This window comes from Micromonospora sp. NPDC005215 (assembly GCF_040607915.1).
Lineage (GTDB): Bacteria > Actinomycetota > Actinomycetes > Mycobacteriales > Micromonosporaceae > Micromonospora.
Window position 1 is genome coordinate 1 of record NZ_JBEXHQ010000068.1, and the last position, 23,044, is coordinate 23,044.

General features: G+C 66.7%; 25 protein-coding genes. 10 read left to right on the forward strand and 15 right to left on the reverse strand.

The window, feature by feature from the left end:
- The 8 genes from ABZU25_RS31845 to ABZU25_RS31880 form a co-directional block, all read right to left on the reverse strand.
- Positions 1-356, reverse strand: a 356-nt coding sequence (locus tag ABZU25_RS31845; protein ID WP_355033051.1) for an aldo/keto reductase, incomplete at its 3' end; no start/stop codon positions are given.
- Between the two features lie 266 nt (positions 357-622).
- Positions 623-838: a transposase family protein gene (locus ABZU25_RS31850; RefSeq protein WP_355033052.1), complete on the reverse strand. Its 216-nt coding sequence runs from the start codon at positions 836-838 to the stop codon at positions 623-625.
- A gap of 116 nt (positions 839-954) precedes the next feature.
- The gene (locus tag ABZU25_RS31855) at positions 955-1,419 is read right to left on the reverse strand and encodes a hypothetical protein (RefSeq protein WP_355033053.1); all 465 of its coding nucleotides are present in this window, start codon (positions 1,417-1,419) and stop codon (positions 955-957) included.
- A gap of 246 nt (positions 1,420-1,665) precedes the next feature.
- The gene (locus ABZU25_RS31860) at positions 1,666-2,922 is read right to left on the reverse strand and encodes an MFS transporter (protein WP_355033054.1); all 1,257 of its coding nucleotides are present in this window, start codon (positions 2,920-2,922) and stop codon (positions 1,666-1,668) included.
- 1 nt (position 2,923) lies between these two features.
- Positions 2,924-3,508 (reverse strand): winged helix-turn-helix domain-containing protein, encoded by a 585-nt coding sequence (locus ABZU25_RS31865; protein WP_355033055.1) that lies wholly within the window; start codon positions 3,506-3,508, stop codon positions 2,924-2,926.
- Positions 3,509-3,534: 26 nt separating this feature from the next.
- Positions 3,535-3,795 (reverse strand): hypothetical protein, encoded by a 261-nt coding sequence (locus tag ABZU25_RS31870; protein ID WP_355033056.1) that lies wholly within the window; start codon positions 3,793-3,795, stop codon positions 3,535-3,537.
- A gap of 69 nt (positions 3,796-3,864) precedes the next feature.
- The gene (locus ABZU25_RS31875) at positions 3,865-4,332 is read right to left on the reverse strand and encodes a DUF3618 domain-containing protein (RefSeq protein ID WP_355033057.1); all 468 of its coding nucleotides are present in this window, start codon (positions 4,330-4,332) and stop codon (positions 3,865-3,867) included.
- A complete protein-coding gene (locus ABZU25_RS31880) occupies positions 4,329-4,760 on the reverse strand; it encodes a phage holin family protein (protein WP_355033058.1) in 432 nt (143 codons plus the stop codon). The genes ABZU25_RS31875 and ABZU25_RS31880 overlap by 4 nt, the downstream gene beginning before the upstream one ends.
- Positions 4,761-5,315: 555 nt before the next feature.
- On the opposite strand from ABZU25_RS31880, the gene ABZU25_RS31885 reads away from it, so the two are divergent.
- The 5 genes from ABZU25_RS31885 to ABZU25_RS31905 all read left to right on the forward strand — a co-directional run bounded on the left by ABZU25_RS31885 (position 5,316) and on the right by ABZU25_RS31905 (position 8,473).
- Entirely contained in the window at positions 5,316-6,362 is a 1,047-nt protein-coding gene (locus ABZU25_RS31885) for an acyl-CoA desaturase (RefSeq protein WP_355033059.1), read from the forward strand.
- Positions 6,363-6,451: 89 nt separating this feature from the next.
- Positions 6,452-6,922 (forward strand): hypothetical protein, encoded by a 471-nt coding sequence (locus ABZU25_RS31890; RefSeq protein ID WP_355033060.1) that lies wholly within the window; start codon positions 6,452-6,454, stop codon positions 6,920-6,922.
- A gap of 482 nt (positions 6,923-7,404) precedes the next feature.
- Positions 7,405-7,782 carry a DUF2089 domain-containing protein gene (locus ABZU25_RS31895; RefSeq protein WP_355033061.1) on the forward strand — a complete coding sequence of 126 codons (378 nt, stop codon included), beginning with the start codon at positions 7,405-7,407 and terminating at the stop codon, positions 7,780-7,782.
- The gene (locus ABZU25_RS31900; RefSeq protein ID WP_355033062.1) at positions 7,782-8,039 is read left to right on the forward strand and encodes a hypothetical protein; all 258 of its coding nucleotides are present in this window, start codon (positions 7,782-7,784) and stop codon (positions 8,037-8,039) included. The genes ABZU25_RS31895 and ABZU25_RS31900 overlap by 1 nt, the downstream gene beginning before the upstream one ends.
- Positions 8,040-8,050: 11 nt before the next feature.
- Positions 8,051-8,473, forward strand: coding sequence for a hypothetical protein (locus ABZU25_RS31905; RefSeq protein ID WP_355033063.1), 423 nt, complete (start codon positions 8,051-8,053; stop codon positions 8,471-8,473).
- Between the two features lie 57 nt (positions 8,474-8,530).
- Here ABZU25_RS31905 and ABZU25_RS31910 read toward each other — a convergent pair whose 3' ends face one another.
- Positions 8,531-9,850 (reverse strand): hypothetical protein, encoded by a 1,320-nt coding sequence (locus ABZU25_RS31910; protein WP_355033064.1) that lies wholly within the window; start codon positions 9,848-9,850, stop codon positions 8,531-8,533.
- A gap of 315 nt (positions 9,851-10,165) precedes the next feature.
- On the opposite strand from ABZU25_RS31910, the gene ABZU25_RS31915 reads away from it, so the two are divergent.
- The gene (locus ABZU25_RS31915; protein ID WP_355033065.1) at positions 10,166-10,987 is read left to right on the forward strand and encodes a hypothetical protein; all 822 of its coding nucleotides are present in this window, start codon (positions 10,166-10,168) and stop codon (positions 10,985-10,987) included.
- A gap of 141 nt (positions 10,988-11,128) precedes the next feature.
- Here ABZU25_RS31915 and ABZU25_RS31920 read toward each other — a convergent pair whose 3' ends face one another.
- Positions 11,129-11,638, reverse strand: a complete 510-nt coding sequence (locus ABZU25_RS31920; RefSeq protein ID WP_355033066.1) for a DUF523 domain-containing protein — start codon at positions 11,636-11,638, stop codon at positions 11,129-11,131.
- 77 nt (positions 11,639-11,715) lie between these two features.
- On the reverse strand, positions 11,716-12,294 hold the full coding sequence (locus ABZU25_RS31925; protein WP_355033067.1) for a helix-turn-helix domain-containing protein: 579 nt from the start codon (positions 12,292-12,294) through the stop codon (positions 11,716-11,718).
- A 91-nt stretch (positions 12,295-12,385) separates the two neighbouring features.
- On the opposite strand from ABZU25_RS31925, the gene ABZU25_RS31930 reads away from it, so the two are divergent.
- Positions 12,386-13,399, forward strand: a complete 1,014-nt coding sequence (locus tag ABZU25_RS31930; RefSeq protein ID WP_355033068.1) for an aldo/keto reductase — start codon at positions 12,386-12,388, stop codon at positions 13,397-13,399.
- Between the two features lie 83 nt (positions 13,400-13,482).
- Here ABZU25_RS31930 and ABZU25_RS31935 read toward each other — a convergent pair whose 3' ends face one another.
- From ABZU25_RS31935 to ABZU25_RS31950, 4 genes are all read right to left on the reverse strand, one after another.
- The gene (locus ABZU25_RS31935; RefSeq protein WP_355033079.1) at positions 13,483-13,776 is read right to left on the reverse strand and encodes a DUF1330 domain-containing protein; all 294 of its coding nucleotides are present in this window, start codon (positions 13,774-13,776) and stop codon (positions 13,483-13,485) included.
- 54 nt (positions 13,777-13,830) lie between these two features.
- Positions 13,831-15,282 (reverse strand): MFS transporter, encoded by a 1,452-nt coding sequence (locus tag ABZU25_RS31940; protein ID WP_355033069.1) that lies wholly within the window; start codon positions 15,280-15,282, stop codon positions 13,831-13,833.
- Positions 15,279-15,737: a MarR family transcriptional regulator gene (locus tag ABZU25_RS31945; RefSeq protein ID WP_355033070.1), complete on the reverse strand. Its 459-nt coding sequence runs from the start codon at positions 15,735-15,737 to the stop codon at positions 15,279-15,281. Before ABZU25_RS31945 ends, ABZU25_RS31940 begins: the two co-directional genes overlap by 4 nt.
- Before the next feature lie 111 nt (positions 15,738-15,848).
- Entirely contained in the window at positions 15,849-17,117 is a 1,269-nt protein-coding gene (locus tag ABZU25_RS31950; protein WP_355033071.1) for a helix-turn-helix transcriptional regulator, read from the reverse strand.
- Between the two features lie 370 nt (positions 17,118-17,487).
- On the opposite strand from ABZU25_RS31950, the gene ABZU25_RS31955 reads away from it, so the two are divergent.
- The 3 genes from ABZU25_RS31955 (at position 17,488) to ABZU25_RS31965 (ending at position 22,955) form a co-directional block, all read left to right on the forward strand.
- Entirely contained in the window at positions 17,488-18,897 is a 1,410-nt protein-coding gene (locus ABZU25_RS31955) for a hypothetical protein (RefSeq protein WP_355033072.1), read from the forward strand.
- A complete protein-coding gene (locus tag ABZU25_RS31960) occupies positions 18,894-19,403 on the forward strand; it encodes an NUDIX hydrolase (protein ID WP_355033073.1) in 510 nt (169 codons plus the stop codon). Before ABZU25_RS31955 ends, ABZU25_RS31960 begins: the two co-directional genes overlap by 4 nt.
- A gap of 390 nt (positions 19,404-19,793) precedes the next feature.
- A complete protein-coding gene (locus ABZU25_RS31965) occupies positions 19,794-22,955 on the forward strand; it encodes a COR domain-containing protein (RefSeq protein WP_355033074.1) in 3,162 nt (1,053 codons plus the stop codon).
- Positions 22,956-23,044: the final 89 nt, after the last annotated feature.

A 23,044-nucleotide genomic window follows, 5' to 3' on the forward strand; every position in this document is an offset into this window, starting at 1 on the left:
GTGCCGCGCCAGTGCAGCAGGTACAGGTCGATGTGGTCGACGCCGAGTCGTTGCAGGCTGCGGCGGCAGGCCTGCACGGTTCCCCGTCGGCTGGCATTGGACGGCAGCACCTTGTCGACCAGAAAGACATCGGCACGTCGTCCGACGATCGCCTCGCCGACGAGTTCCTCGGAAGCGCCGTCACCGTACATCTCCGCAGTGTCGATCATGGTCATGCCCAGGTCGAGCCCGGTGTGTAGGGCGGCCATCTCGTCCCGCCGCCTCGCGGGGCGCTCGCCCAGGTACCAGGTTCCCTGGCCGAGGACGGGCATCGTCTGGCCGGACGGCAGCTCGATCGGAGCGGCAGCGAGGGTCATGTCGACCTTTCCGAGAGTTTGGATACCAGTGGGTCGCCTGCGTTACCCGCTGCGACAGCCAGCACACCCTCGTAGCGGGACCTTCCTCCACGCAGACCCTCGCTGCGCACCGGGCATGTGACCGGATTATCCGCCCTCGAGGAGCGTTCGCTGGCCTGTTTGCCAATGCCTGCACCGGACAGGCGACCGCGAGCAAGCGATGCGCCGCCGACGGGCGGCGCCGCGAAGAAAGGCCGGCACGTCGGCAACTCACTCGGCGATCCGGCCTAGGAGCGGTAGCCGGCCACCACGGCGCACACCGCCGCGGTGACCACGACCGCCAGCGGGTACCGGACGCCTCGCCGGGCCCGTGGATCAGGCAGACAGGCGAGCGCTGCGGGCAGCCCTCCAGCGGTTTCGGCACGGTCAGAGCCGGTGCGCGCGACAGGGACGAGATCAGCGATGATGGCAGCGTGGGCATGACTCACTTCGGCGATCAGCATGGCGTAGGAACCTTGATCTTCCGAACGGTCATGCCCGTCTTGTTGCCCACAACAACGGCGCTTCTACACCAATCCCTACAAGTCAGACACCATCACGACTTTGCCGAGGCCCTGCTCTAGATACAGATCTCCATCTCGGCCTTGGCGACCGTCAGCTCGACGTAGAGATTCGGTTCCGGTGCGGCGTCCGGAACGGAATGCAACCGCAGGTAGGTGAGGTCGTCCCCGGTCGAGGACCCGTAGCAGACATGCGCGGCGTCGGCGGATCCCTCGTCGCGGGACGACGAGGTCCTGAGCTGCCACGGCCCTCCCTGCGTCGTCAGCCGCTGACCGAGTTGCCGCACCTCGTCCAGCGACAGCTGCCCATCCGTACGGAACCTCTGACCATAGGTGATGCTGGCCTCGTCGCCGGTGCAGGGCAACTCGGAGTAGTCCCCCAGGTCGGTGCCGACCCCGTGCGCCGCGCTCCAGATTCCGTCCTTCCGCAGTGCGCCGGCTATCTCCTCCTGCCGCGCACAGGACCAGTTCTCCTCCCGCCTGGAACAGGCGGAGGTAGTCGCGAGCAGTGTCAGGAGCAGCACCGCAAGACATGGGAGGCGACGGCTCACCACTCAACCACCCGTCAGGTCCAGCCGCCCGGATCGGACGGCCTTCTTGCATTCCTTGCAGATTGCCTTGCGGGCGGAGTTGACCTGCCATCGGGGCCGCACAGGCGGCCGTTCGCTCGACCGCGGGGCTCGGGTCGACCCGAGCCCCGCATGGCGGCCGGAAGCCACGGACCACGCCTCCGCCGGACCGCCGCGCCCCGGTGTGTGAGCGAGCATGGTCTACCCGATGTCGACGGTGGCACGCTGCCGTGCGGCGGGGCGCTGGTGCCGGACGGAACGCAGGCCCACGTAGGCGACCACACCGGAGGCCAGATACAGCGCGGCCTGTACGTTGAGCACGAGCACGACGCTGAGCACGTCGCCGAGCAGGCCGGCAGCCGCCATGCCCAGCCCCTGTGACGCGTTGTAGATCGCGTAGTAGACGCCGAAGGCCCGGCCCAGCTCCGTGTCGGGCACGCTCTGTTGGACCTGCGCGAAGGCTCCGGTGGCGTACGCGATGCCAGGCGCACCGACCAGGATGAACAACCCGATGTACCACTCGGGTTGACGGGTGAGGACTGGTCCGTTCCAGATGACCAGGCTGATCAGGGCGAAGGTGGTCGCTCCGAGACTCATCAGCAGACGGGGGCTGAGCCGCGCGCCCAGCATGCCGACGATGAGTCCGCCCGCCACGCCGCCGATCGCCTGGACGCCGCGCAGCACACCGGTGAGCGTGCCGTCGGCATGTAGCGCGCGGCTGGCGAAGACCACGAAGAGCACCACGAACAGGCCCTGCGCGACGCCGCCCAGCGCCACGCTCAGAATCGTCACCCGCACGGTGCGGTTGCGCAGCATCGCCGCAAGGCCGGATCGCCAGTCGGTGAAGAACGACGACGTACGCTCCGGGATCGCTGGCTCCGCGGTTCCGTGGTGGCTGGCGCGACGGCCGGCGGCGATCAGGGCTGCCGTGATCACGAAGGCCACCGCGGCACCGACGGCCAGGTAGCGGGTGCCGTCGCGGGTGATCGCGAACCCGCCCAGCGAACCTCCGACGAGGCGTCCCACGCTGGTGTTGAGCGCTATCACGCTGTTGGCGCGCACCAGCTGCGCGGGCTCGACGAGGCGGGGCAACGCGGCGTTGCGCGCGGAGTCGAAGGTCTGCGTCAGCACCGCCTGGGCGCCGGCGACCAGGGAGATGATCCACAGGTGGTGGTCGGGTTGACCGAGCAGGGGGATCACCGCCGCGGCTTGCAGCACGGCGACGCAGCTCATGAGCCGGAACCGGTCGAAACGGTCGGCGAGAGCACCGGCGAACGATCCCAGCGTGATGCCGCACAGCAGCTCGACGAGGAAGACGGCGGAGGTGGTGAACGCCGAGCCGGTCACCCCGAACACGTAGATGGGCAGCCCGGTGAGCAGCAGCCAGCTCGCCACGCTGGAGAAGAGCCCGGCGGCCCAGATCAGGACGAATCCGCGGTGTCGCAGCAGCGTCACCATTTCAGATGAACTCCGGCGTGGGGTACGCCTGCAGGTTGAGGCTGACGGGCCGGGCGTCGCTCGGGGGCGCGCCGCGCAACGGGCGCAGGTACGGCCGGATGACGGCGTCCAGGGTCAGCCTGAGGTGCCGCAACTCCTCCGGAGTGAGCGACAGCGTGTAGCTGTGGAAGGTGGCGCTCTCCCGCCACTGGTCGGTCAGCTTGTGCTGCTCGCGCTGGTAGCGCTGCAGCGATCGGAACACCTCGTCGAGCTCCAGGGCGGTCAGCGCGTCGTTGATCTGCCGCCCCTCGACATCATCGGGATCCGGGACGAATTCGAGCCCGGTGGCGGCGGCGCGCCACGGTCGGTCACGCCGGTTGGCGCCCTCGGCGTGGACTCGTTCGATGAGGCCGTGGCGGGCCAGTTGGTGCAGGTGGTAGCTGCAGTTCGATCCGGTGTCGTCGAGGGCTTCGGCGCACTGCGCGGCGGTCCTCGGCCCGGCGGCCAGCAGGTAGCGCAGCAGCCGCAGGCGCAACGGGTGCGCGAGCGCGCGCAGCTTGGTGGCGTCCCGGACGCGCACCCGGCGTTCTGCCTCGTTCGGCTCCATGGGCACCCCTTAACGAAAGGATGCTTTCAGTTATACGCCCATGCAGGCCATTTTCGCAAGAAGTCTTTCGCATTGACCGGACAGGACGGCAGCCGATGAACACGGCGGCAGCCGATGAACACGGCGGCAGCCGACAGAATCGAGTTGGTGCGGCCGGGGATTCCGCCGATGCAGATCCACACGGCACCCGCCGAGACGGCGCCGACCCTCAGCCGCCACGCCTCCCGCCGCACCACCGCCGGATGCCGCCGCACCGCCTCGACGGCATCACCCCGCGAGGCTGCCACCAGCGCTCGCGCCAGGTCGACGGCGATCAGCCCGAAGCTGGTGCGGTGCGTGTCGTCGTACCGGATCGTTTATCGGGCCCGGCGGCGTCGGTAGGTGATGACTGCCAGGGTCGCGGCGGTGCCGGTGACGGCGAGGACTGGTATGGGTCTCGTGCGCACCGAGCTGCCGATCTTGGTGGTCACGGCGCGAGCGGAGGTGACCACTGACGACTCCGCCTTGCCGGTGGTCTGCACGCCGGCTTCCGCCGAGCCTCGTACCGCGCCGATGGTGTGCTGTGATTTCTGCCTGACCGACGTGACACGCTGGGAGGCCTTCTGGCTCACTGTGCGGGCGAGCTGCGTCGCTCTGGTCTTTGCCGACTGCCCGGCCTCGGTGACCCGCCCTCGGAGTCCGCCGACGGCGGTAGTGGCCTTGGTGCGTGCACGGGTCTTGACGTCGGTCTTGGCGGTCAGTGCGGCTACGGTCTCGCCGAGTTCCGCGCGGGTCTGCTGAATGTCCCGCCGGGTCTGGTCGCTGCCTCCGGACGGCGTGCTCACGGCTGCCTCCGACCCGCTGCGCCACGTATCGTCTCGGCGTCAGCTCGCACACTGTCCATGGTGGCTGCGGGCGTGGCTGGCATGGCCTGGCTGACCTGCTTCTTACCGCGTTGGGCTGCGATGGCGGCGGCGATGGCCAGGACCACGGTGACGATCAGGGTGGCCACAGCGTCGGGCATGATCGCGGCCAGGGCCACCACGACCGTGGCGACGGCTGTCGCGCCGGCGAAAATGCCGAGTATCGCGCCGCCGCCGAGGAGTCCCGCGCCGACGCCCGCGCGTTTACCCTTGGCGGTCATCTCCGCCCGTGCCATCGTCAGCTCGTCGCGCACCAGGCGGGTGATCTGCTCGGTGGCGCGCTGCACCAACTCTGCGACCGGCGTGTCAGCAGACGCGGCGCCGGGGTTGCCGCTAGGCCGTTCTGGCATCAGAAGATCTCATCTCTCTCGCACACCGCAGCGCTGCCCCGGTTAGCGGTGCTGCGCCGCGGGCGTGCTCACGGACCTCTGGGGCGAGGCGTCGAAACGCCCGCCGAGCGGCGGAGCGACGCTCTCGTCGAACTGCCCAGCGACATCACCTGTCGGGAGGTCACCATCCTGGCGGGAACGTCGCAGCGTGAGCATGCCCGCCGCTCCGGTCAGCGTCCCGGCCGCGAAGGCAAGGATGAGTGCTTGCCTCGCTGTGGACCTTCTCTTGCGTGCCATGACTACCCCCTGAATCCAACGTGGCTGCATAGTGCTGATTGTCGGACTCGACGGACGCAGCTCGCAGCGAATCGGCAGACTTACACGAGAGCGGGCATTGCTCGCGTATCAGTCGCCCAGCTGCCGGTTTCCTCGTGCAAAGGCGCGGCTATGAGGGAGACTGTGCCCATCAGCGGCGGTTTGCTTGTCCGATCCCTGTCGGGCTCCGGGTGAACCGCGCGAGTGCCTGGTCATGGCTGACGGCGGCGCCGGCGAGCTGTTTGGCGTGGCTGACAAGGAGTGGCGACGTTGAGTGACACGGATCTTGGCGCCCGCAGCGACCGGGGTAGTGAGTACGCCGAACTTTCCCGCCTGGTCCGAAACGCCGGTCTCCTCGACCGACGGCCCCGCCGCTATGCGGCGCGGGTGACGGTGGTGCTGGGTTGTCTCCTGGTGCTGGGCGTGCTGTTCGTGCGGCTCGGGTCGTCGTGGTGGCAGACGGCTACCGCAGCCGGCGTCGCGGTGCTGTTGGCGCAGCTGGCGTTTCTCGGTCACGACGCCGGGCATCAGCAGCTCTTCCGCTCCCGCCGGGCGAACGACGTGGTCGGCCTGGTGTGCGCCAATCTGGTGACCGGGATCAGTTACGGGTGGTGGGTTGACAAGCACAACCGCCACCATGCGCATCCGAACACCGAAGGCCGCGACCCCGACCTCGCGGTGACTCCGCTGTCCTTCACCCCGGGTCAGGCTGCGGCGCAGCGCGGCCTGCGGGCGCTGTTCGTCCGGCACCAGGCGACGCTGTTCTTTCCTCTGCTGCTGGCGGAGGGTCTGCATCTGCACGCCGCCAGCGTCCGGGCGGTCGTCAGCCGCGGCGGGCTCAGGCGCCGGCGTACGGAGGCCGGCCTGCTCGTACTGCATTTCGCCGGCTACCTCGGGGCCGTGTTCCTGGTCCTGAGCGTTCCGCAGGCGATCGTGTTCATCCTGGTCAACCAGGCCCTGTTCGGGCTCTACCTGGGCAGCTCCTTCGCCCCGAACCACAAGGGCATGCCCATCCTGACCGAGGCCGACAACCTCGACTACCTACGCCGACAGGTCCTCACCTCCCGCAACGTCCGGGGCGGCCCGTTCCTCGACGCACTACTCGGTGGGCTCAACTACCAGATCGAACACCACCTCTTCCCCAGCATGCCCCGACCCAACCTGCGCCACGCCCAGCCGCTGATCCGTCAGTTCTGCAGGGAACACGAGATCGCCTACCACGAAACCACCCTCATCCAGTCCTGGGCGCAGGGGCTGGCACACCTAAGGGCGATGGGCGCCGGAGCGACCCGACCGGGCAACGGCTGAGACTGCCCGGCCCATTGACGCCTGGCTCTTCCGACCGCGCGCCACCCCGCTCGGTGCGCCTCGGGCGCGGCACACCTAGAGTGCGAGGGGTGACGAGTGCCCCCCGGGAGGCAGAATCGCCGATCGGTCCGATCGGCGCGACACTGTGCCGACTGATGTTCCTGGCCATCTGCCTGCCCGGACCGGTCCTGGTCGTCGCCGCCGTGACGCTGGACCCACCGCGACCGCCCGCAGACTTCTGGGGCCTACTCGCCGGTGGCGTACTGGCGACGTTCGTCGGCGTTGGTTTCGGCGTCTTCGGCTGGCGGGTGGTCAACCGTTCGCGCCGTGACGCCCGTCGGCTATCCGCCGCTGGTGTCGCCGCGACGGCGGAGATTCTCGCTGTCGCCAACCACCTGGGCGGAGAGGATCCCGGGCTGGAACTCCGCCTGCGGATCAGCGGGCCCGGGTTCGCCACGTTCGAGGCAGACACGGTTCGCGCGGGTAACCCGACGCTCGTGCCCGGCGCGGTGCTGGCTGCCGTCGTCGACCCCAGTGATCGTGTCTTTTCGATCGCTTAGCGAACCTCGACACGCAGGACCAGCACCGGTGACCTCGCTTCCCGATCAACGGGTGAGGCCAACGAGCGTCGCCAGTCGCGCCACGCCGGCCGGTGCCGGGTGGCCCCGGCAACATCGGCGATCACGGTACGCGCCAACGGCCGGCATCGACCTCACCCGGCGCCGCTAGCACCACCCGAGCCAGGTCGAAGGCGATCAGCCCCCCACCCCCGCCCCGCCCCCGTGATCATGAGGTTGGCGGGCGATTTGATCTCTGTGCGGCCCGTCAACCTCATGATCACGGGGGCGGGATGAGGCCGGGCTGGTGGGGTTGGGCGGATCGGCTGGGTTCCCTGGAGCCGGGGTGTCCGACGAGCCGGGACACCCCGGTTTTCGTGGAGGCGAGCGACACCACCCACCGTGCGGCACCCAGCGAGGATCACATTAAGAAAGTTAAGGTATGACTCTTGGGAGTTGAGGATTTTTAAGGTACAACTTTAGATATGACAGAACAGGCGATGGACTGGCAGGAACTGACAAGCCTGACGCGGGGGCAGCCGTTCGTCGTCGAGCGGGTGCGCCTGGCGAGCAACGGCGTCGCGATCGAAGGCGAGTTCGAGCTGCCGCAGCTGGCTCAGCTCAATGTCGAGGACCAGGTCTTCGTCACGGCGTTCGTGCGCTGCCATGGTTCGATCAAGGAGATGGAACGCATCTTCGGGGTGAGCTACCCGACGATCAAGTCACGACTCAACCGGATCACGCAGATGCTCGACTTCGTCGAGACCGACCCGGCGCCGTCGCGGGCCGACGTCATCGACCGGCTGCGTCGCGGTGAGATCACCGCACAGCAGGCGTTGGCCGAGTTGGACAGCCGGCCGTGATGCCGCAGTTGGTGACCGTCAAGGTCGATCGCCCGGACCATCGGCCCCTCCGCTTCTGGGTTCCGGTGCTCCCCGTTGCGCTCCTGCTCTTCCCGGTCCTGGTCCTGGTCGTGCTCGCGGCGATCGTGGCCTGCCTGGTGTTCCGCATCGGTGTGGTGCGGGCACTCGGCGCCGGTTGGCGCGTCATCTCCGCGCTGCCCGGCGCCCGCTTCGACATCGAGCACTGCCGCACGGCCGTGCTCGTGGCTATCCGATAGGAGAGGTTCGAATGACCGAACAACGCAAGGACATCCTCGACATGCTGGCCGCCGGCAAGATCACCGCAGAGGAGGCGGAGCAGCTCATCGCCGCGCTCGAACGGGACCAGGCACCGACGGCGGCAGGTCACGACATCCGGCCGAAGGGCAAGGTGAAGTACCTGCGGGTGGTGGTGGACGCAACCGACAACGGCGAGCCCTCGCGGGTCAACGTGCGGGTGCCACTGCAACTGCTGCGGGCCGGCGTCCGGTTGGCGGCGCTGGTCCCGCCGCAGGCCCTGGTCAAGGCCAACGCCTCACTCAGCGACTCGGGTGTGCCGATCGACCTGACGCAGCTCAAGCCCGAGCAGTTGGAGGCGCTCGTGGAGCACCTCGACGAGGTGACAGTGGAGGTGGACTCCCCCGATGCCACAGTGCGGGTCTTCTGCGAGTAGGCGCCGTCCGATGGGACGGCCCCTCGGGAGGGTGCGGGAACACCCTCCCGAGGTCGGTCAGCAGTTGCGAAGGCAGCGCATGAACAGGTGCTCGTGACCGTCGCCCGGGTCGACGCCCAGGTCCGCCGCATGGGAGCTGAAGACGACCCGGCTGCCGTTGGCCGAGGGAATCGCGTCGAAGCTCTCACCGTTGCCGGTCGCCCCCGCGGCGGTGGTGCTGACCGCCGTTGTCCGACCGGTATTGAGGTCCCGCACGAACACGTCGCTGGCGATGCCGTTGCCGTCGCGCGGGGCGAGGTCCGAGGCGGAGGAGGAGAAGGACACGTAGCGACCGCCGGCCGCCAGTCGACCGGAACTGCTGTGGCTGTTGCCCGCGCCGGTGCCCCCGCGACTGGCGCTGACCAGCACGGTGGTGTCTGCGATCAGGTCGCGGACGTAAACGTCGCCCATCGCGTTGGTGTCCGCCGCCACGAGTGGCTCGGACGACTCCCACGACACCTTGGTGCCGTCCCTGCTGATGCTGGGGTTCACCCCGCCGCGGAGCTCACCGCCGATGGCCGATCGGCTGGCCCGGACCGTCGCCCCGGATGCGAGGTCGTAGACGAAGATGCCACTTGTCGTTCCGCCGTCGCCGGCCCAGTCGCCGGACCCGCTGAATGCCACCCGCCGCCCGCTGCCCGAGATGGCGACCTCGTACGCCGTGAGGTCCGTGCGGCCGTCGGGCTGAGGGCTGACCCGGGTGGTCTTGCCCAGCTGCGAGTCGTGGAGGTACGCCACCTGCCCGTAGAGCCAGCGACCCTGGTCGTCCAGGTCGCCGCTGTACGAGGTGACGATGAAGGCGGTGTAACGGCCGTTGTCGGAGATCGTGGCACCGCTGCTGCTGCCCCGGATCTGCCGCCCACCCGCGAACGCGCTGACCAGAGTGGTGGACCCGCTCTGGCGGTCGTGCACGAAGACGTCACGTTCGTTGTTGGTGTCGCCGGGCACGAGGTTCGACGCGTACGACGTGAAGGCCACGTACCGGCCGTTGCCGGAGATCGTCGCGGTGTACGTGGCCCCGTCGTTGGCCGGCTGCCCGTTCACGCCGGCGCTGACCAGTGTGGTGGTGCCGGTCTCCGTGTCGCGGACGAAGATGTCTGTGTTGTCGTTCGTGTCGCCCGGGACGAGGTTGTCCGAGGTGGAGGCGAAGGCGACGTACCGGGCGTCGTCGGAAACGTCCGAGCCGCCGACCCCGCCGTTGCCTGGCGTGCCGTCGGGTGCCGCATCGACCAGGGCGATCGCACCGGGCTCGGCCGCGAAGGCGGGCACCGGCATCAGGAGCAGCGTGGTCACACCGGTGACGGCCACGAGGGTTCGGACCCTCCGAAAGGTACGCATGGCCGCAGAGCCTAGCGAGGGGGCACCGTCGGTGGTGCCCCGTGACGGCATCGCGGCGGACGGACAACGCCTTCCCGGAAACCCCGCTCCGGTCGTCGGCCGGTCGCGGGTGTTGTCGAGGCGATAGCATCTGGCACTTCGATGAAGGTCGCTCGGGAGGGGTCGGCGATGTCCGCCAAGCCGAGACGGAAGGCAGGCCGGGCACGGAAACCGCCGCCGTCCACTTCGCCGCCGGTCTCGGCAGCGCAGTCGACCGGCGACCGTACGAGTGTCGTCGGCTGGCTGCTGGGTCGGCCCTGGTGGCAGGGTGTCGGCGTGCTGGTGGCCGTCGTGGCCGTACTCATACCGATCATGGGCAACGGCAACGGCGAGCGGCCGGGCACCCCCGGCGCCGACAGCGACGGCGGCCGAGCGTCCACGATCCAGACGAACTCCGAGGGCTGCGACGCGCAGGGCTCGGGCAGTGTAGTGACGTGCGAGGTCGGCTCGAAACAGTCGTACGGGCAGGTCTCGTTGACGTACTTCGTCGATATGTTCTCCTTCGCAGGGGCGGCCCGAGACCTTCCCACGCCACCCGACTACCCCGCCGAGACGACCACGGACCACTGCGAGGATTGGCAGACCTGGGTCGCGGAGAATCCGGCGATGTACAGCATGACTCCGTACATCGACCTTGAGATGCTGTCCGGTGACGCGGACCTGGTGGTGATCAAAAGTGCCGAGGTCACGGTCTTCAAGCGAACGCCGAGCGCCGGACAGATCGCCCTCACCTGTCGGCACGGCGGAGGCGACGCTCCGTCCTACGTCATCACGGTCGACACGGTCGAGGGCCGGAGCACCCTGTCCACGTTCGACGGCCCGGACCAGGTGGACGGCCCCGACCTTATGCCGCCCGCGTCGATCCAGCTGACCGAGCGCGGCTACCGGTACGCCACGATCGTCATCGCGTCGAAGGAGAACTACCTGTACGAAGGCGCGCTCAAAGTCCGGACGGTGATCAACGGGGCCGAGCTGACCTACCAGCTCGGCAGCGCGGAGCGCCCTCTCCGCTGGACCCGCTCGACCTGGAACGACTCGGATCCCGTACCACTGGATTGGAATCGCGCGAAGCGGCAGTGGAGCGACAGCCCGTGGTAGGTCACCGGCGCGCAGTGAACTGAATGCGCAGGCGGCTTCTCGCGCGTCAGCGGTAGAGAAGGGCTCGGTGCCATTGTTCGCCCCCGGTGCGCCACGCCGTGGCTGTGGCCGACGTACCGACCGCTGACGGCGTTGCGCTCGCTACCCGGTGCGGCGCTCTGACTTCTCCAATTCAGCGAGCATCGCCGCGGCTTGCGCAAGCTGCCCTTCGTGGAACACCGGTATGCCGTGACGGAGCAGTTCCTCTGCGGCCGCGCCCCGTCCGGGCACGGTACGGCCGGTGAACGAGCCGTCATAGATCACGCTGCTGCCGCAGGTTGGGCTGCGGTCGACAAGGATCGCGAGCGCGACGCCCGCCTCTACCGCCCGATCCAGTGCTCGTCGAGCGGCGAGCCGGAACAGGTTGGTCACGTCTGCGCCGGTGGCTTCCTCAACCCGCGCGGAACCCGCAAGAACGTCCCCCGCAGTCCCGCCTACTATCTCGGCGGGCGGGCGAGGAACGGGAAATCCCACCGCGACCTCCGGACAGAACCGCACAAGGCGTCCTTCGGCCGACCAGCGGTCCCAGATCAGCGAATTCAACGGCACAGATGTCGCGTTGTAACGCAGCGCCGGCCCTTGCAAACATCCGCTGACAAGCACCTTCAGCACGAGCCGGACCGTAGCACCGCGATCCACAGTGGCGGCAGTTGACGCGCCGCAGGCGCGCGGAGCTGCCTGTGAGTGCGTTATGCCGGTGGCGGGGGTGCATGGGGCGTGAGCGGGCGCAAGCCGTCGTACAGAACGGCAAGGGTCCGGTCGATGACGGGGCCGGAGTAGTCACCGGTTTCCGCCGCCATGCTGGCGCCCCGTAGCAAGGCGAGTATCTCGGGCAGGCCGACGTCGAGGCGCACGGCGCCTACGCGTTGGGCGTCGCGCAGAAGATCTGCCAACGCTTCGCGCATCTGCGTTCGCTGGCCTGCCTGCTCTGCTTTGACATCGATCCCCGCGCTGTGCAACGCGTCCGTCAGAGTCTTCTTGCGCGCTGCGTCCGCGACGACCTGCGCGAAGAATCGGAAGAACCCGGTCTGTGGCTCCGCGGCGGCGCGCAACCGGGCGGCCTCGTCAAGCAGCAGGTCTACCCGCGCCGAAACGATCGCCGCATAGAGGGCTTCCTTGGTAGCGAAGTGCCGGTAAACGGTACCGACACCAACTCCGGCTCGGCGTGCGATCTCGTCCATGCGGGCGGTCAGTCCCTGCTCGCCGAGCACGATCTCGGCCGCCGCGAGTACCTTCGCGCGGTTGCGCGCCGCATCCGAGCGGATCATGTCGGCCTCCTCCGATCGAGCACCCTTGACGAGCGGAATCTAGGTTCCGTATCTTGAAGCGGAATACTGATTCCGATTGTACGAGGACGGCATGCAGTACACGACACTGGGCCGATCTGGCCTCCACGTCTCCCGGGCATGCCTGGGCACGATGAACTTCGGCACCGACCCGCAGGCACCGACGCCGGACACCGAGGCCCGCCGCGTCATCGGCGAGTTCCTCGATGCCGGGCACAACTTCATCGACACCGCGGACACCTACCGGGGTGGCACCAGCGAAGAGGTCGTCGGCCACGCCATCGCCCACCGCCGCTCCGAGGTCGTCCTCGCCACCAAGGGGGCCGCGCCGCAGGGTGCCGGACCCAACAACCGGGGCCTGTCCCGCGCCCACCTGACTCGTGCCCTGGAGGCAAGCCTGCGCCGACTGGGCACCGACTACGTCGACCTGTATCAGTGCCACGTGCCCGACCCGGACACCCCGATCGACGAAACCATGGCAGCACTCGATGGCTTCGTGCGCTCCGGCAAGGTCCGCTACATCGGCTGCTCCAACTTCACCGCCGCCGGAATCGTCAGCGCACAATGGGCAGCGCAACGCAACGGCGGAACACCCTTCATCAGCCTGCAAGCCAACTATTCCCTGATCACGCGCGCCATCGAGGCCGAGATCGTTCCCGCCTGCCAGCAACACGGGCTCGGCCTCCTCGCCTACAGCCCGCTCGGCAGCGGCCTGCTCGCCGGGCGATACCAACGCGGCACCGCGCCGGCAGCCGGATCCCGACTCGCCCAATGGGCGGCCATGCCCAGCCCCATGGCCCACGCATTCGTGACCGACCTCCTCGCCGAGCAGCACTTCGACATCGTCGACGAAGTCACCACCGTCGCCGCCGAACTAGGAACGACCACGCCAACCGTGGCGCTCGCCTGGCTCCGCAGCCGGCCCGAGATCACGTCGGTGGTCCTCGGCCCCCGCTCCGCCGATCAACTAAGCGCCAACCTCGCCAGCCTCGCATTCGAGCTTCCGGAAAGCGTCTCCGCCCGGCTCGATGCGGCAAGCCGGTGCACCATCAGCCCTCCGGTCAACGGCCAGCACAACACAGCATGATTCAGCGACGAGCCGCCCGATCACGCGGGCCGGGGTGATCCCCGCAGTCGGCCTCGTGTTCGTCGCCGACGCAGCCTCGATCGTCAGTCGAGGCCTTCGATGATGCGGAAGTCGCGCTCGACGCCGTCAGCAAGTGCGGCCAGCGCCTCCTGGTAGGCCGCACTCGCCCGTGCGGCGACCGCCTGTTCGAAGCTGTCGAACTCGATCAGGATGGTGCGCTCGACGATTCCGGCCTCGTGTGCGACGACCCGACCGTCGCGGGCGAGCACCCTCCCGCCCCCGGCCCGGACGGCCGGACCGGCCAGTTCGTTGTAGGCGGCGAGCTTCTCGGGATCGAAAATGGTGCGGTAGACGCTGACCCAGTAGCCCTTGGCCACGGTACCTCCTGTGTGTTCGGGATCGATGCTCAGATCCATGGCCGGCGCTGTGGGTCAGCGAGCCGACGAAGACGGCGTCGGACTGGTCTCGGGTGAGCGTCGGCGGGCGAGGGCGAGGCTGACCATTGTCGTGATCGTCATCGCGGCGACGCCGACCAGCGCCGCTGTCGTGTAGGCGTCGTCGTTCGGGAAGAGGCGGCCCGTGGCGGTGCCGGCGGCCAGGACCAGACCGCCGATGGCGCTGCCCAGGGAGTACCCGACGCTGCGGACGACGTAGTTGAAGCTCATGGCGCTCGACGTCTCGCTCTTGGGGGTGACGGCCAGGATGACGCCGGGCATGGCGGCCGAGAAGCTGCCGACGCCGAAGCCCAGCACACCCATGGCCGCGAGTAGTTCGGCCACATTGGACCGGGCGGTGGCGAACAGGACGAACCCGCAGCCGACGATGGCGGCGCTGCCGGCCAGGAGCAGGGGGCCGTCGATCCGTTCGCGGACCCGCGGCGTGAGCTTGCCGGCGACGAACCCCAGCACGGAGAACGGGATGAGGACCAGCCCCGCCACGAAGGTGGTCAGTCCGAAGCCGTAGCCGGCGCTGTGCGGCGTCTGCGCGTAGCGGGTGATGAGCGTGAGCAGGAGATACATGCCGCACCCGCCGACGAACATGGCGATGTTCGCCCCGGCGACCGCCGGGTGCCGCACCGCCCGGACGTCGACCAGGGGCGTCTTGGTGCGCAGTTCGGAGACGGTCCAGACGCAGAGCAGGAGTACGGCGGCTACGGCAAGGGTTACCGCCACGGCGAGGTGTTGGCTCCACAGGCTCCTCTCGCCGGCCAGGAACAGGACGAGGAGCAGTCCACCCGCCAGGACGAGCGCAGCGGCCACGTGCACGTGAGCGGAGCGGCCTTCGGGAGCTGCGGGCACGGAGCGCCACGCGGTCACGAAGGCGACGGCGGTGACGAGCAGGCCGAGGCCGTAGGCGGCCCGCAGTCCGCCGAACTCGGCGAGCAGCGCGGCCAGCGGGTAGCCGACGCCGGCTCCGATGATGGAGACCACCGAGATCAGGGCAATAGTGGCCACCCCGCGCTGCTCGGGCAGATGGTCGCGGGCCACGCCCATCATCAGCGCCGTGAGACCGAGTCCGACGCCTTGGGCCGCTCTGCCCGCGAGCAGCCAGGCGAACGGTAGCGGCAGCACGGTGAGCGCGCTGCCGACGACGACGATCGCCAGCGTGGCGAGAATCGTGGCCCGCCGGTGCGGACCGGCTCCGAGCCGGCCGAGGACGGGAGTGGCGACGGCGCCGCTGAGTAGGGCGATGGTCAGCGTCCACTGCGCGCTGTCGAGGGAGACGTGGAACGTGGTCGCCACGCTGGTGATGAGCGGCGTCCCGAGGCTGGCGACCGCCGCCACGACCAGGGCGATGAAGACCAGGGCGGGGACCAGCAGACGTGCCTCGGAACGTAGCAGGGCAGTGCTCATGGGCTGGCCGTGAGCCTTGGCCTCGGTCACCGGTCCGACTCCTCTCGGGCGTGGCTTTCGAGCTCCGCCAGATGCAGCAGCGCCGGAAGGGCTGCTACCAGGGCCTCGACCTCGTCACCGGTGAGTTCGTCGATCAACCGCGCGTACGCGTCGACGCCCGCTTGGCGTCGCGTCCGGACGTACGACGCGCCGGCCTCGGTCAGGCACACCAGCGTGACCCGCTTGTCGGACGGATCGCCCTTCCGCTCGACCAGGCCGGCTTCCTCCATCACCCGGACCAGGACGGTCATCGCGGGCTGGGTGACGCCCTCGGCCACCGCCAGATCGGTGATCCGTCGCGGGCCGGTCTTGTCCAGGGTGGCCAAGGTGGCGGCGGACGTCAGGCTCATGTCGCGGGGAAGGCGTCGCACGGCCCTGGTGGCCAGACCGTAGAGGGCTGACCCGATGGCATCGGAAGCGCCGTGCGCGGCGTCTCGGCGACTCACGCCCGAAGCATAGCAGGTTTATATAAACCCCCTATGCATCTCCCCCATACAGCAGGCCATGTGGCTACACCACACGACATCGATCCTGGCGGATTGGGTCACCGCAGGTGCTCAGCGGGTGAGGCCGACCAGCGTCGCCAGTCGCGCCACGCCGGCCGGTGCCGGCTGCGCGCGGGCGACATCGGCGATCACGGTACGCACCAACGGCCGGCACCGAACCTCAGCCGGCGCGACACTGTCCGCGTCGACAAGCGCGCGAGCAGCGCCGCGCAGGTCACCCACCTGGAGGTACGCCCGTGCGACGTCCACCAGGTACGCGCCCCGGTACTCGGCCGGCAACCGCCGCCACGCCTCCCGTCGCACGATCGCCGAATGTCGCCGTACCGCCTCGGTGGCCTCACCCCGCGCGGCCGCCGCCAGCACCCGCGCCACCTCGACGGCGACCGTGCCGAAGCTGGTGCGGTGCGTATCGTCGTACCCCCGAAGGCCGGCGGCGACGCCCGCGGCCCGGTCGGTCAGCTCGCCGGCGCGGCGGTGCTCGCCGCAGCCAGCAGCAGCAAGGGCGGCCTGCACCAACAACGTCCCACCCACCGCCCTCCCCCGGTGCTCGCCCCCGCCCCCGCCCCCGCCCGCGCCCTCGCCGGCACCCCCGCCGGTGCGCCGCTGATCATGAGGTTTGCGGGCGGTCTGATCTTCAAAAGGGCCGCTAACCTCATGATCACCTGAGTGGCTTGGAGATGGGAGGATGCGGCTGGCGGCGGGGAGGAGGGCGGCCAGGGCCAGGTGATTGCGGTTCTGCGCACGGAGCGCCTGGGCTACCTCGATGGTGGCGGTCGCCGCGAGCAGCGGGTCATCGCCGGCGGCGGCCATCGCCCGGTCGGCGGCCAGCCAGCCCAGGTCGGCCTCGCCGAGCTTCACCAGCAGCGACGAGGTGATCCGGTACGCGTGCACCAGCAACTCCGCCGACCGCGTGCCCTGGACGGCGTCGAGCAGACCTGGCAACAGTCGCACCAACTGCCCGTAGTGCGCGTGCTGGTACGTCAACCAGGCATGCCCGACCTGCCTGCTCAGCTCGTCTGTCTGCGGTGGAGCCTGCGCGATGTCGTAGCGGGCGAGCGCGGCCCGGATGTCGTCCACCCCGTCCGGCGTGCCCGCCGGGGTGCTGCGCGGCTGGCCAAGCAGCACCTCCGGATCGACCCGCAGGACGTGGGCCAACTCCTGGATCACGGAGTACCGGTCCAGGGGGCGGACGCCCCGCTCCATCTTGTCCACCCAGCTTTTTGACCTGCGCAACCGGTCGGCAAGCATCTGCTGCGTCATCGACCGCCGCACCCGCCACCGGGCCACGCGGCGGCCAATCGGGAGGTCATCGCTTGTCACGCCGCCACCGCCGGTCCGGGACCGCGCGGGTCGTGTCGTCTATGGGTACGCGGTCCGCCTCGGCCTGACCCAGGAGACGCTGTTTGGCAGCCTCCCGCTCGGCCGCCTCAGACTGCTCACCCTTGTTCGCTGACTCGTCGCCCTGCATCGCCACCTCCGTTACCAGGGGGTGACGTTCAGACTTCGCCGCCACTCACGACCCCTGCGATCAGCGAAGCGGGCAGCCGGTCGACGGACCAGATGGCAAGCTATGCGCTCGGTTGCGCTGCTCAGGACGTGGGTTGCGCACGGTTGCGTGGGTCTCCAAAGGACCGGTCGAAGCCATAAGCTCGTGACTGTTGGTAGTTGGCTGATGCCTGGAGGCTGAACCATGGCGCGACAGGTGACGAACTCGACGTTCGAGGAGCTGCTGCGTGCCGCCGGCTACGAAAACGCCCACGCCGCCTTCGCTCGCCAGCTAAACCACGCAGGCCGCGACCAGGGCACCTGGCGATACGACGCTGCCAGCATCTACTGGTGGTTACGCGGTCGCCGTCCCGGCGAGCACGTCCAGGCCGCCATGGCGGAAACACTGGCCCGCAAGCTCGGTCGCTCAGTCGCCATTACTGAACTGGGCTTCGGCGCGGGCGACAGCATCGGATTGTGTGTCTACCCCGTGACTGTCGATGGGGCGATCGATACCGCCGAGCAAATCTGGACAAGGCTGACCAAGTGCCTCAGCCAACAAGCCAGCGGTGCGTTCGACAGCGGCAAAGCGCTGGAGGCGGCGCTTGGCTGGCGGTATGACCTGCCCGACCAGGCGGTCAGCCGGAACGGCCGGCAGCAGGTCACCTCCACCGATGTTCAATCTCTGTACGCGCTGGCGGACCACTTCACCGACCTCGACCGACGTCATGGCAGCGGCTCTCCGCGCACTCGCGCCATCATGGCCGACTTCCTGGTGCGTCAGGTCGCGCCGATGCTGCACGGCACCTACACCGATGCCGTGGGACGTGACCTCATGCGAGCAGCGGCAACGCTCTCCGGCCAACTCGCCTTCATGTCGTATGACGCGGGCGATCACGCCACCGCGCAACATCACGTGACCCTCGGCCTGCGGCTCGCGAAGGCGGCTGATGACAACCTTTATGGCGCTCACCTGCTGGCGAATCTCGCCACGCAAGCTGTGTTCATGGGCCATGCCCGGGGAGCGGCCCGGCTCGTCGAAGCGGCCATCGACGGAGCCCGCCGCGCACCCGCCGCAGTCCTCGCTCGGTTGCATGCCACCGCCGCTACCGCGTACGGACAGTCGGGCGAGCGACGTGCCTGCCAGCTCGCCCTCGCCAGGGCTGAGCGTGCTCTCGACCGGGCGGGCACAGACCCCGGCCCGCGCTGGGTCGGCTACTTCAGCCCTGCCCACCTTGCCGGGGCGGCGCTAAGGTGCCTGGGCGACCTGCATCTGTACACGCAGGCGCTTCGACATGTTCCCGAAGCGCTCACCCTCGGCTGCCAAAACACCCGAACTCGAGCCCTGCACACTGCCCTCATCGCCGTGACCCATGCCCGCGCTGGGAACACCGATGCCGCCTGCAGCTGGGGCCGGAAGCTTGCGCAGAATAGTGCGGGCATCCAGTCGGCACGTGTTCAACAACGCGTCCGCGAACTCACTACTGCGCTCAGCCCGCAGCAGGCATCGCCCCAGGTCACAGATGTCCTGCATACCCTCGCGGCCATGCCGGCAGCCGCCAGCCGCCTAGAGCGGGAGCGCGCCCGGACATCTCGGCTACCGTCACAGATGTGACCTGGACGGAACCCGCCACCTGGTATGCCAACCTGGCTTCCTTCTACGCCGCCGCCGCAGCCTTCATCACCGACCCGGCGGGCAACGTACTGCTCGTCAAGCCCACATACCGCGACCACTGGGCCTTCCCTGGCGGCTACGTGGACGAAGGCGAATTCCCACATGATGCCTGTGCCCGCGAGATCCGAGAGGAGTTGGGATTTGCTCTGGCGGTGGGCGACCTTCTTGTAGTCGATTGGGCACCACCAACTGGACAGCGACCCCGCACGCTCATCAGCTACACGTTCGACTGCGGCAACATCGTCGGACTGGACGGAATCAACTTGCCCCGGCATGAGCTAGAAGATGTCGCCTTCTTCTCAGCGGAGGCTGCCAAGCTGCGCCTACCCGGCAAGGTTGCTCCCCGAGTCCTCTCGGCGATCCAGGCACGGAGAAGCCGCACCCCGATCTACCTAGCCGGCGGCTCGGAGCCCCGCCAAGGCTTCGGATCGGCGTTCCGGGAGTAGGCACGAGAAGGGCCAGCAGCCAGGATAGCGCGGCAGATTCGGTGCCGTCAGCTGCCTGGTGCTCCCTGTTGTGACACCTGACGGACCTCGACAGGAGCGATCGCACGGCCTACGTCAAGCACATCCCGCAACTGCACGCAAGGTGCAGACCGGCCGCAGGTTAGCCGGATACGGCAGGCAAGAGCTAAGGCACAGCTTGATGAAGGACGTGTCGTAGGTAGTCCTAGGGGCAACACTCCCGGTCGGACTCCATCCATTTTGCAGACCAGATGCGGGAACCGCCAACCGCACTCTGCCCGAGGGAGCTGCGTTGGAATCTGTCAGCAATCCGACGCTTCGCGGCGGGAGACCTAGGTCGACCTGAGCCAAATTCCTCGCTACGGTCGGGGCTTGCCCTTCCTGGCGGATATGTCGCTACCAAGGGATGACGCATGTCTAAGTGCTGCAGGACCTGAGGAGCCGAAGATCGATACCTCGGATAGCGCGATCCACAAGTTCACCTCAGCCGACGTGGAGCGCGCCCGCCGCGACGGATATGCACGCTTCTCTGGGTGGGGTCTGCAAAGCCTTCCCGCAGCGATCAGCGAGCTAGGTGATCTTGAGAGACTCTATCTTATCCATAATCGATTGAAGAGCCTACCGCCAGGGCTAGGGCATCTAATCAACCTGACTGAACTCGACGTCAGGAATAATGTACTCTCTTCTTTGCCTAAAGAAATTGGCGAGCTTCGAAAACTTGAAGAACTCTACCTAGACGATAACCAAATCACCGAACTGCCGCCTGAAATCGGGCAGCTTTCTGAGCTTCGCGAATTGGATCTTGACGGCAACCAGATTGAGGTTCTACCCAACGAGCTATTTCGGCTGCGGAATCTTGAGCAACTCGATCTTCGAAACAACAAGTTGAAATTTCTCCCCGCCGAGATTGGTCACCTTACTAACCTGCGCCGGCTGTATCTAAGCAACAACAGGCTGAAGGAGTTACCGCCAGAGATTGGACACCTCACAAAACTCGACAAGCTTGAGTTAGACGGGAATTTAATAACTGAATTACCGAGAGAAATAGCTCAACTGCTTGGACGATCAATTTCTTTTTCGATTGCACGAAATCCTCTTGCGGACCCCCTGCCAGACCTAGTCTTACGAGGTCTGGACGCTCTTGATGCCTATCTTCGAAGCCTTGAAGACGCGGTGCCGCATTATGAGGCGAAGGTACTGATTGTAGGAGAGGGTGCCGTGGGCAAGACCTCACTGCTTGCCGCTTTGAAGGATGAGGAATTCGTAAAGAACCGCAACACAACCCATGGCCTTGAGATCCACCCCCTCCTCTTCAATCACCCTGACCTCGATTCTGAAATGACGGTACGTGCCTGGGACTTCGGAGGGCAAGAAGTCTACAGAATCACCCACCAATTCTTCTTCAGTCGACGGGCTCTATACATTCTTGTATGGAACGCACGTAAGGGGCAGGAGCAAAGTGAGGTTGAAGGCTGGCTCAGCCGCGTGAGGCTGCGCGTCGGCCACGATGCGCGTGCCATCCTAGTACCTACCCACTGCGACGAACGCAATCCAGAAATTGACTTCGAGCAACTTAAGCAATCGTTCCCCAACATGCTGTCGGGACAGCTTCCGGTAGATAACCAAAGTGGATACGGCATATCAGCACTTCGGTCTGAGATTGCAAAAGAGGCTGCAAACTTACCGCAAATGGGAAGGATGCTCAGTCCTCGTTGGATCGCTGCCCGCGATGATGTTCTTGCCCGTTACCAAAGCGAGCCTCAAATATCGTGGGCTGACTTTGTTGAAGCATGCAAATCGCAGCATCTTGATGAAGAGGAGACCGTCACTCTTGCAGAACTGTTGCACGACTTGGGGCACATTATCTACTATGGCGACGATGAAGGTCTGCGCGATATCGTTGTCCTGAACCCGGAATGGTTGACGAAAGCAATTGCCTATGTTCTAGAAGATGTTCCAACCAGAGAAGCTAACGGCGTCCTCGACCACGCTCGCCTCCGAACGATTTGGCAAGACCGGACGGAGGGCGAGGTCTATCCGTCAAGACACCATCCGTACTTCTTGCGTCTTATGGAAAAGTTCGACATTTCCTACAGGCTTGACGAGCGCGAGAAGAAGAGCTTGATCGCCCAGCTCGTTCCGCATTCACGACCAGTTTTGCCCTGGGTCTTTCGAACACCAGTATCGGCTAACGTTCGCGTAGTAACACTGGTTTGCAAGTTGCAAGAATCGGCACCGGGAATCGTGGCCTGGCTTACCGTCCGGCATCACAATTCGTCGACGGGTAAACATTGGCGGAATGGCGTCTTCCTTCGACACCCGACGTCAGCTTATGCATCTGAGGCACTCATCGAGCTTCAGCAGGACCGGCGACTTATCATGCAGGTTCGCGCACCGTCACCAGACCTGTTCTTCAACGTTCTGCGGGATAGCTTGGAGCATATGCTTCGAGGGCGGTGGCCCGGGCTCCACTATCAGTTCCTTGTACCCTGCCCGACACCCGGCTGCACGGGAGAGTTTCCCCTCAACGGTTTGCTCAGGCGTCGGGAAAGGGGCAGCATTATGCGCGATTGCCTAGAGTGCGATCACGACCACGACATCTCTGTACTGCTTACCGGCTTTAACACCGGCCAAGTTGAGATTCGGACTCACTTGGAGGCACTGCATGAGGAACTGGATGCAATTCACGCGAGTGTAGGGAGGATGGAGGGAAGTGTACAGCGAGTGGAGGTATTCGCGGCACAGAGCGCGGACTCTCTAAGGAGGGTGCTAAAGGTGGTGTCAGCTGAGGTATCCGACTGTCCACGTATGTTCACCCTGGCATTGCCTCCTCGGAATACAGGGCCACTTGTACCAGCGGCCATGCTTCGTGAACGGCGCCTCACCTTCCAATTAGTCTACCTGACCCTATGGTGTGAGCACCCAGGAGAGTGGCACCCTTGGCAACCCGCTACATACGAGCTTAAGCAGGAGAGGGAATGGCTCGTAAGGATCGCCCCTTACGCGAATTTCGTACTCAAGACTCTGCGCCTGGCCGTTCCGATTGTTGGTGCGGTATCGGGGGTTGCACTCCCGCGCCAAGCTGTAGACGACTTGTCGAAACGAATCGAGTTAATGAAGGTGCTCGCAGAAAAACTACCGGCCGAGGTGGAGCGACAGGAACGCTTGGGGGAGATGCCGAAAAACGAACTCACGAAGCCTGAGGGGCAAGCCCTCCGAGGCCTACGATCCTTACTTTTCAAATATGATGAAAACCGGTCGTTCGGCGACCTCCGCAGGGTTCAAGCACCGTCAGGCGAACTTTTGTGGGTCTGCCCCCGCCATTATCACGAGTATGACCCTGGACTACCAGAATTGCCCACTTCACCGACAAGGTCAAAGGACTTGCAAACTGACAGCAACGAGCGCGCGAGGCGAGTTGCAGCAAAACAGCCTCCGCGGCAGCGAGCTTCCGAGGAGCAGGAGTCGACGAACCGCCCAGATCATCATTCGGCGGCTGTACCTCTTCGTCCTGCGGTGCCAGATAACACGTAGCGGTTGCGGAGTAATCTTTCGCGTTTGAACGCCAAGCCGAATCTCCGCACGCTCTGCTTCGGCTCAGGTGACCGCCATGGATCATTGAA

Coding starts and splice junctions, on each gene's coding strand:
- ABZU25_RS31850 (WP_355033052.1), bottom strand. CDS start 838: ATGCTGATCGCCGAAGTGAGTCATGCCCACGCTGCCATCATCGCTGAT.
- ABZU25_RS31860 (WP_355033054.1), bottom strand. CDS start 2,922: ATGGTGACGCTGCTGCGACACCGCGGATTCGTCCTGATCTGGGCCGCC.
- ABZU25_RS31865 (WP_355033055.1), bottom strand. CDS start 3,508: ATGGAGCCGAACGAGGCAGAACGCCGGGTGCGCGTCCGGGACGCCACC.
- ABZU25_RS31880 (WP_355033058.1), bottom strand. CDS start 4,760: ATGCCAGAACGGCCTAGCGGCAACCCCGGCGCCGCGTCTGCTGACACG.
- ABZU25_RS31895 (WP_355033061.1), top strand. CDS start 7,405: ATGACAGAACAGGCGATGGACTGGCAGGAACTGACAAGCCTGACGCGG.
- ABZU25_RS31900 (WP_355033062.1), top strand. CDS start 7,782: ATGCCGCAGTTGGTGACCGTCAAGGTCGATCGCCCGGACCATCGGCCC.
- ABZU25_RS31905 (WP_355033063.1), top strand. CDS start 8,051: ATGACCGAACAACGCAAGGACATCCTCGACATGCTGGCCGCCGGCAAG.
- ABZU25_RS31910 (WP_355033064.1), bottom strand. CDS start 9,850: ATGCGTACCTTTCGGAGGGTCCGAACCCTCGTGGCCGTCACCGGTGTG.
- ABZU25_RS31925 (WP_355033067.1), bottom strand. CDS start 12,294: ATGATCCGCTCGGATGCGGCGCGCAACCGCGCGAAGGTACTCGCGGCG.
- ABZU25_RS31930 (WP_355033068.1), top strand. CDS start 12,386: ATGCAGTACACGACACTGGGCCGATCTGGCCTCCACGTCTCCCGGGCA.
- ABZU25_RS31955 (WP_355033072.1), top strand. CDS start 17,488: ATGGCGCGACAGGTGACGAACTCGACGTTCGAGGAGCTGCTGCGTGCC.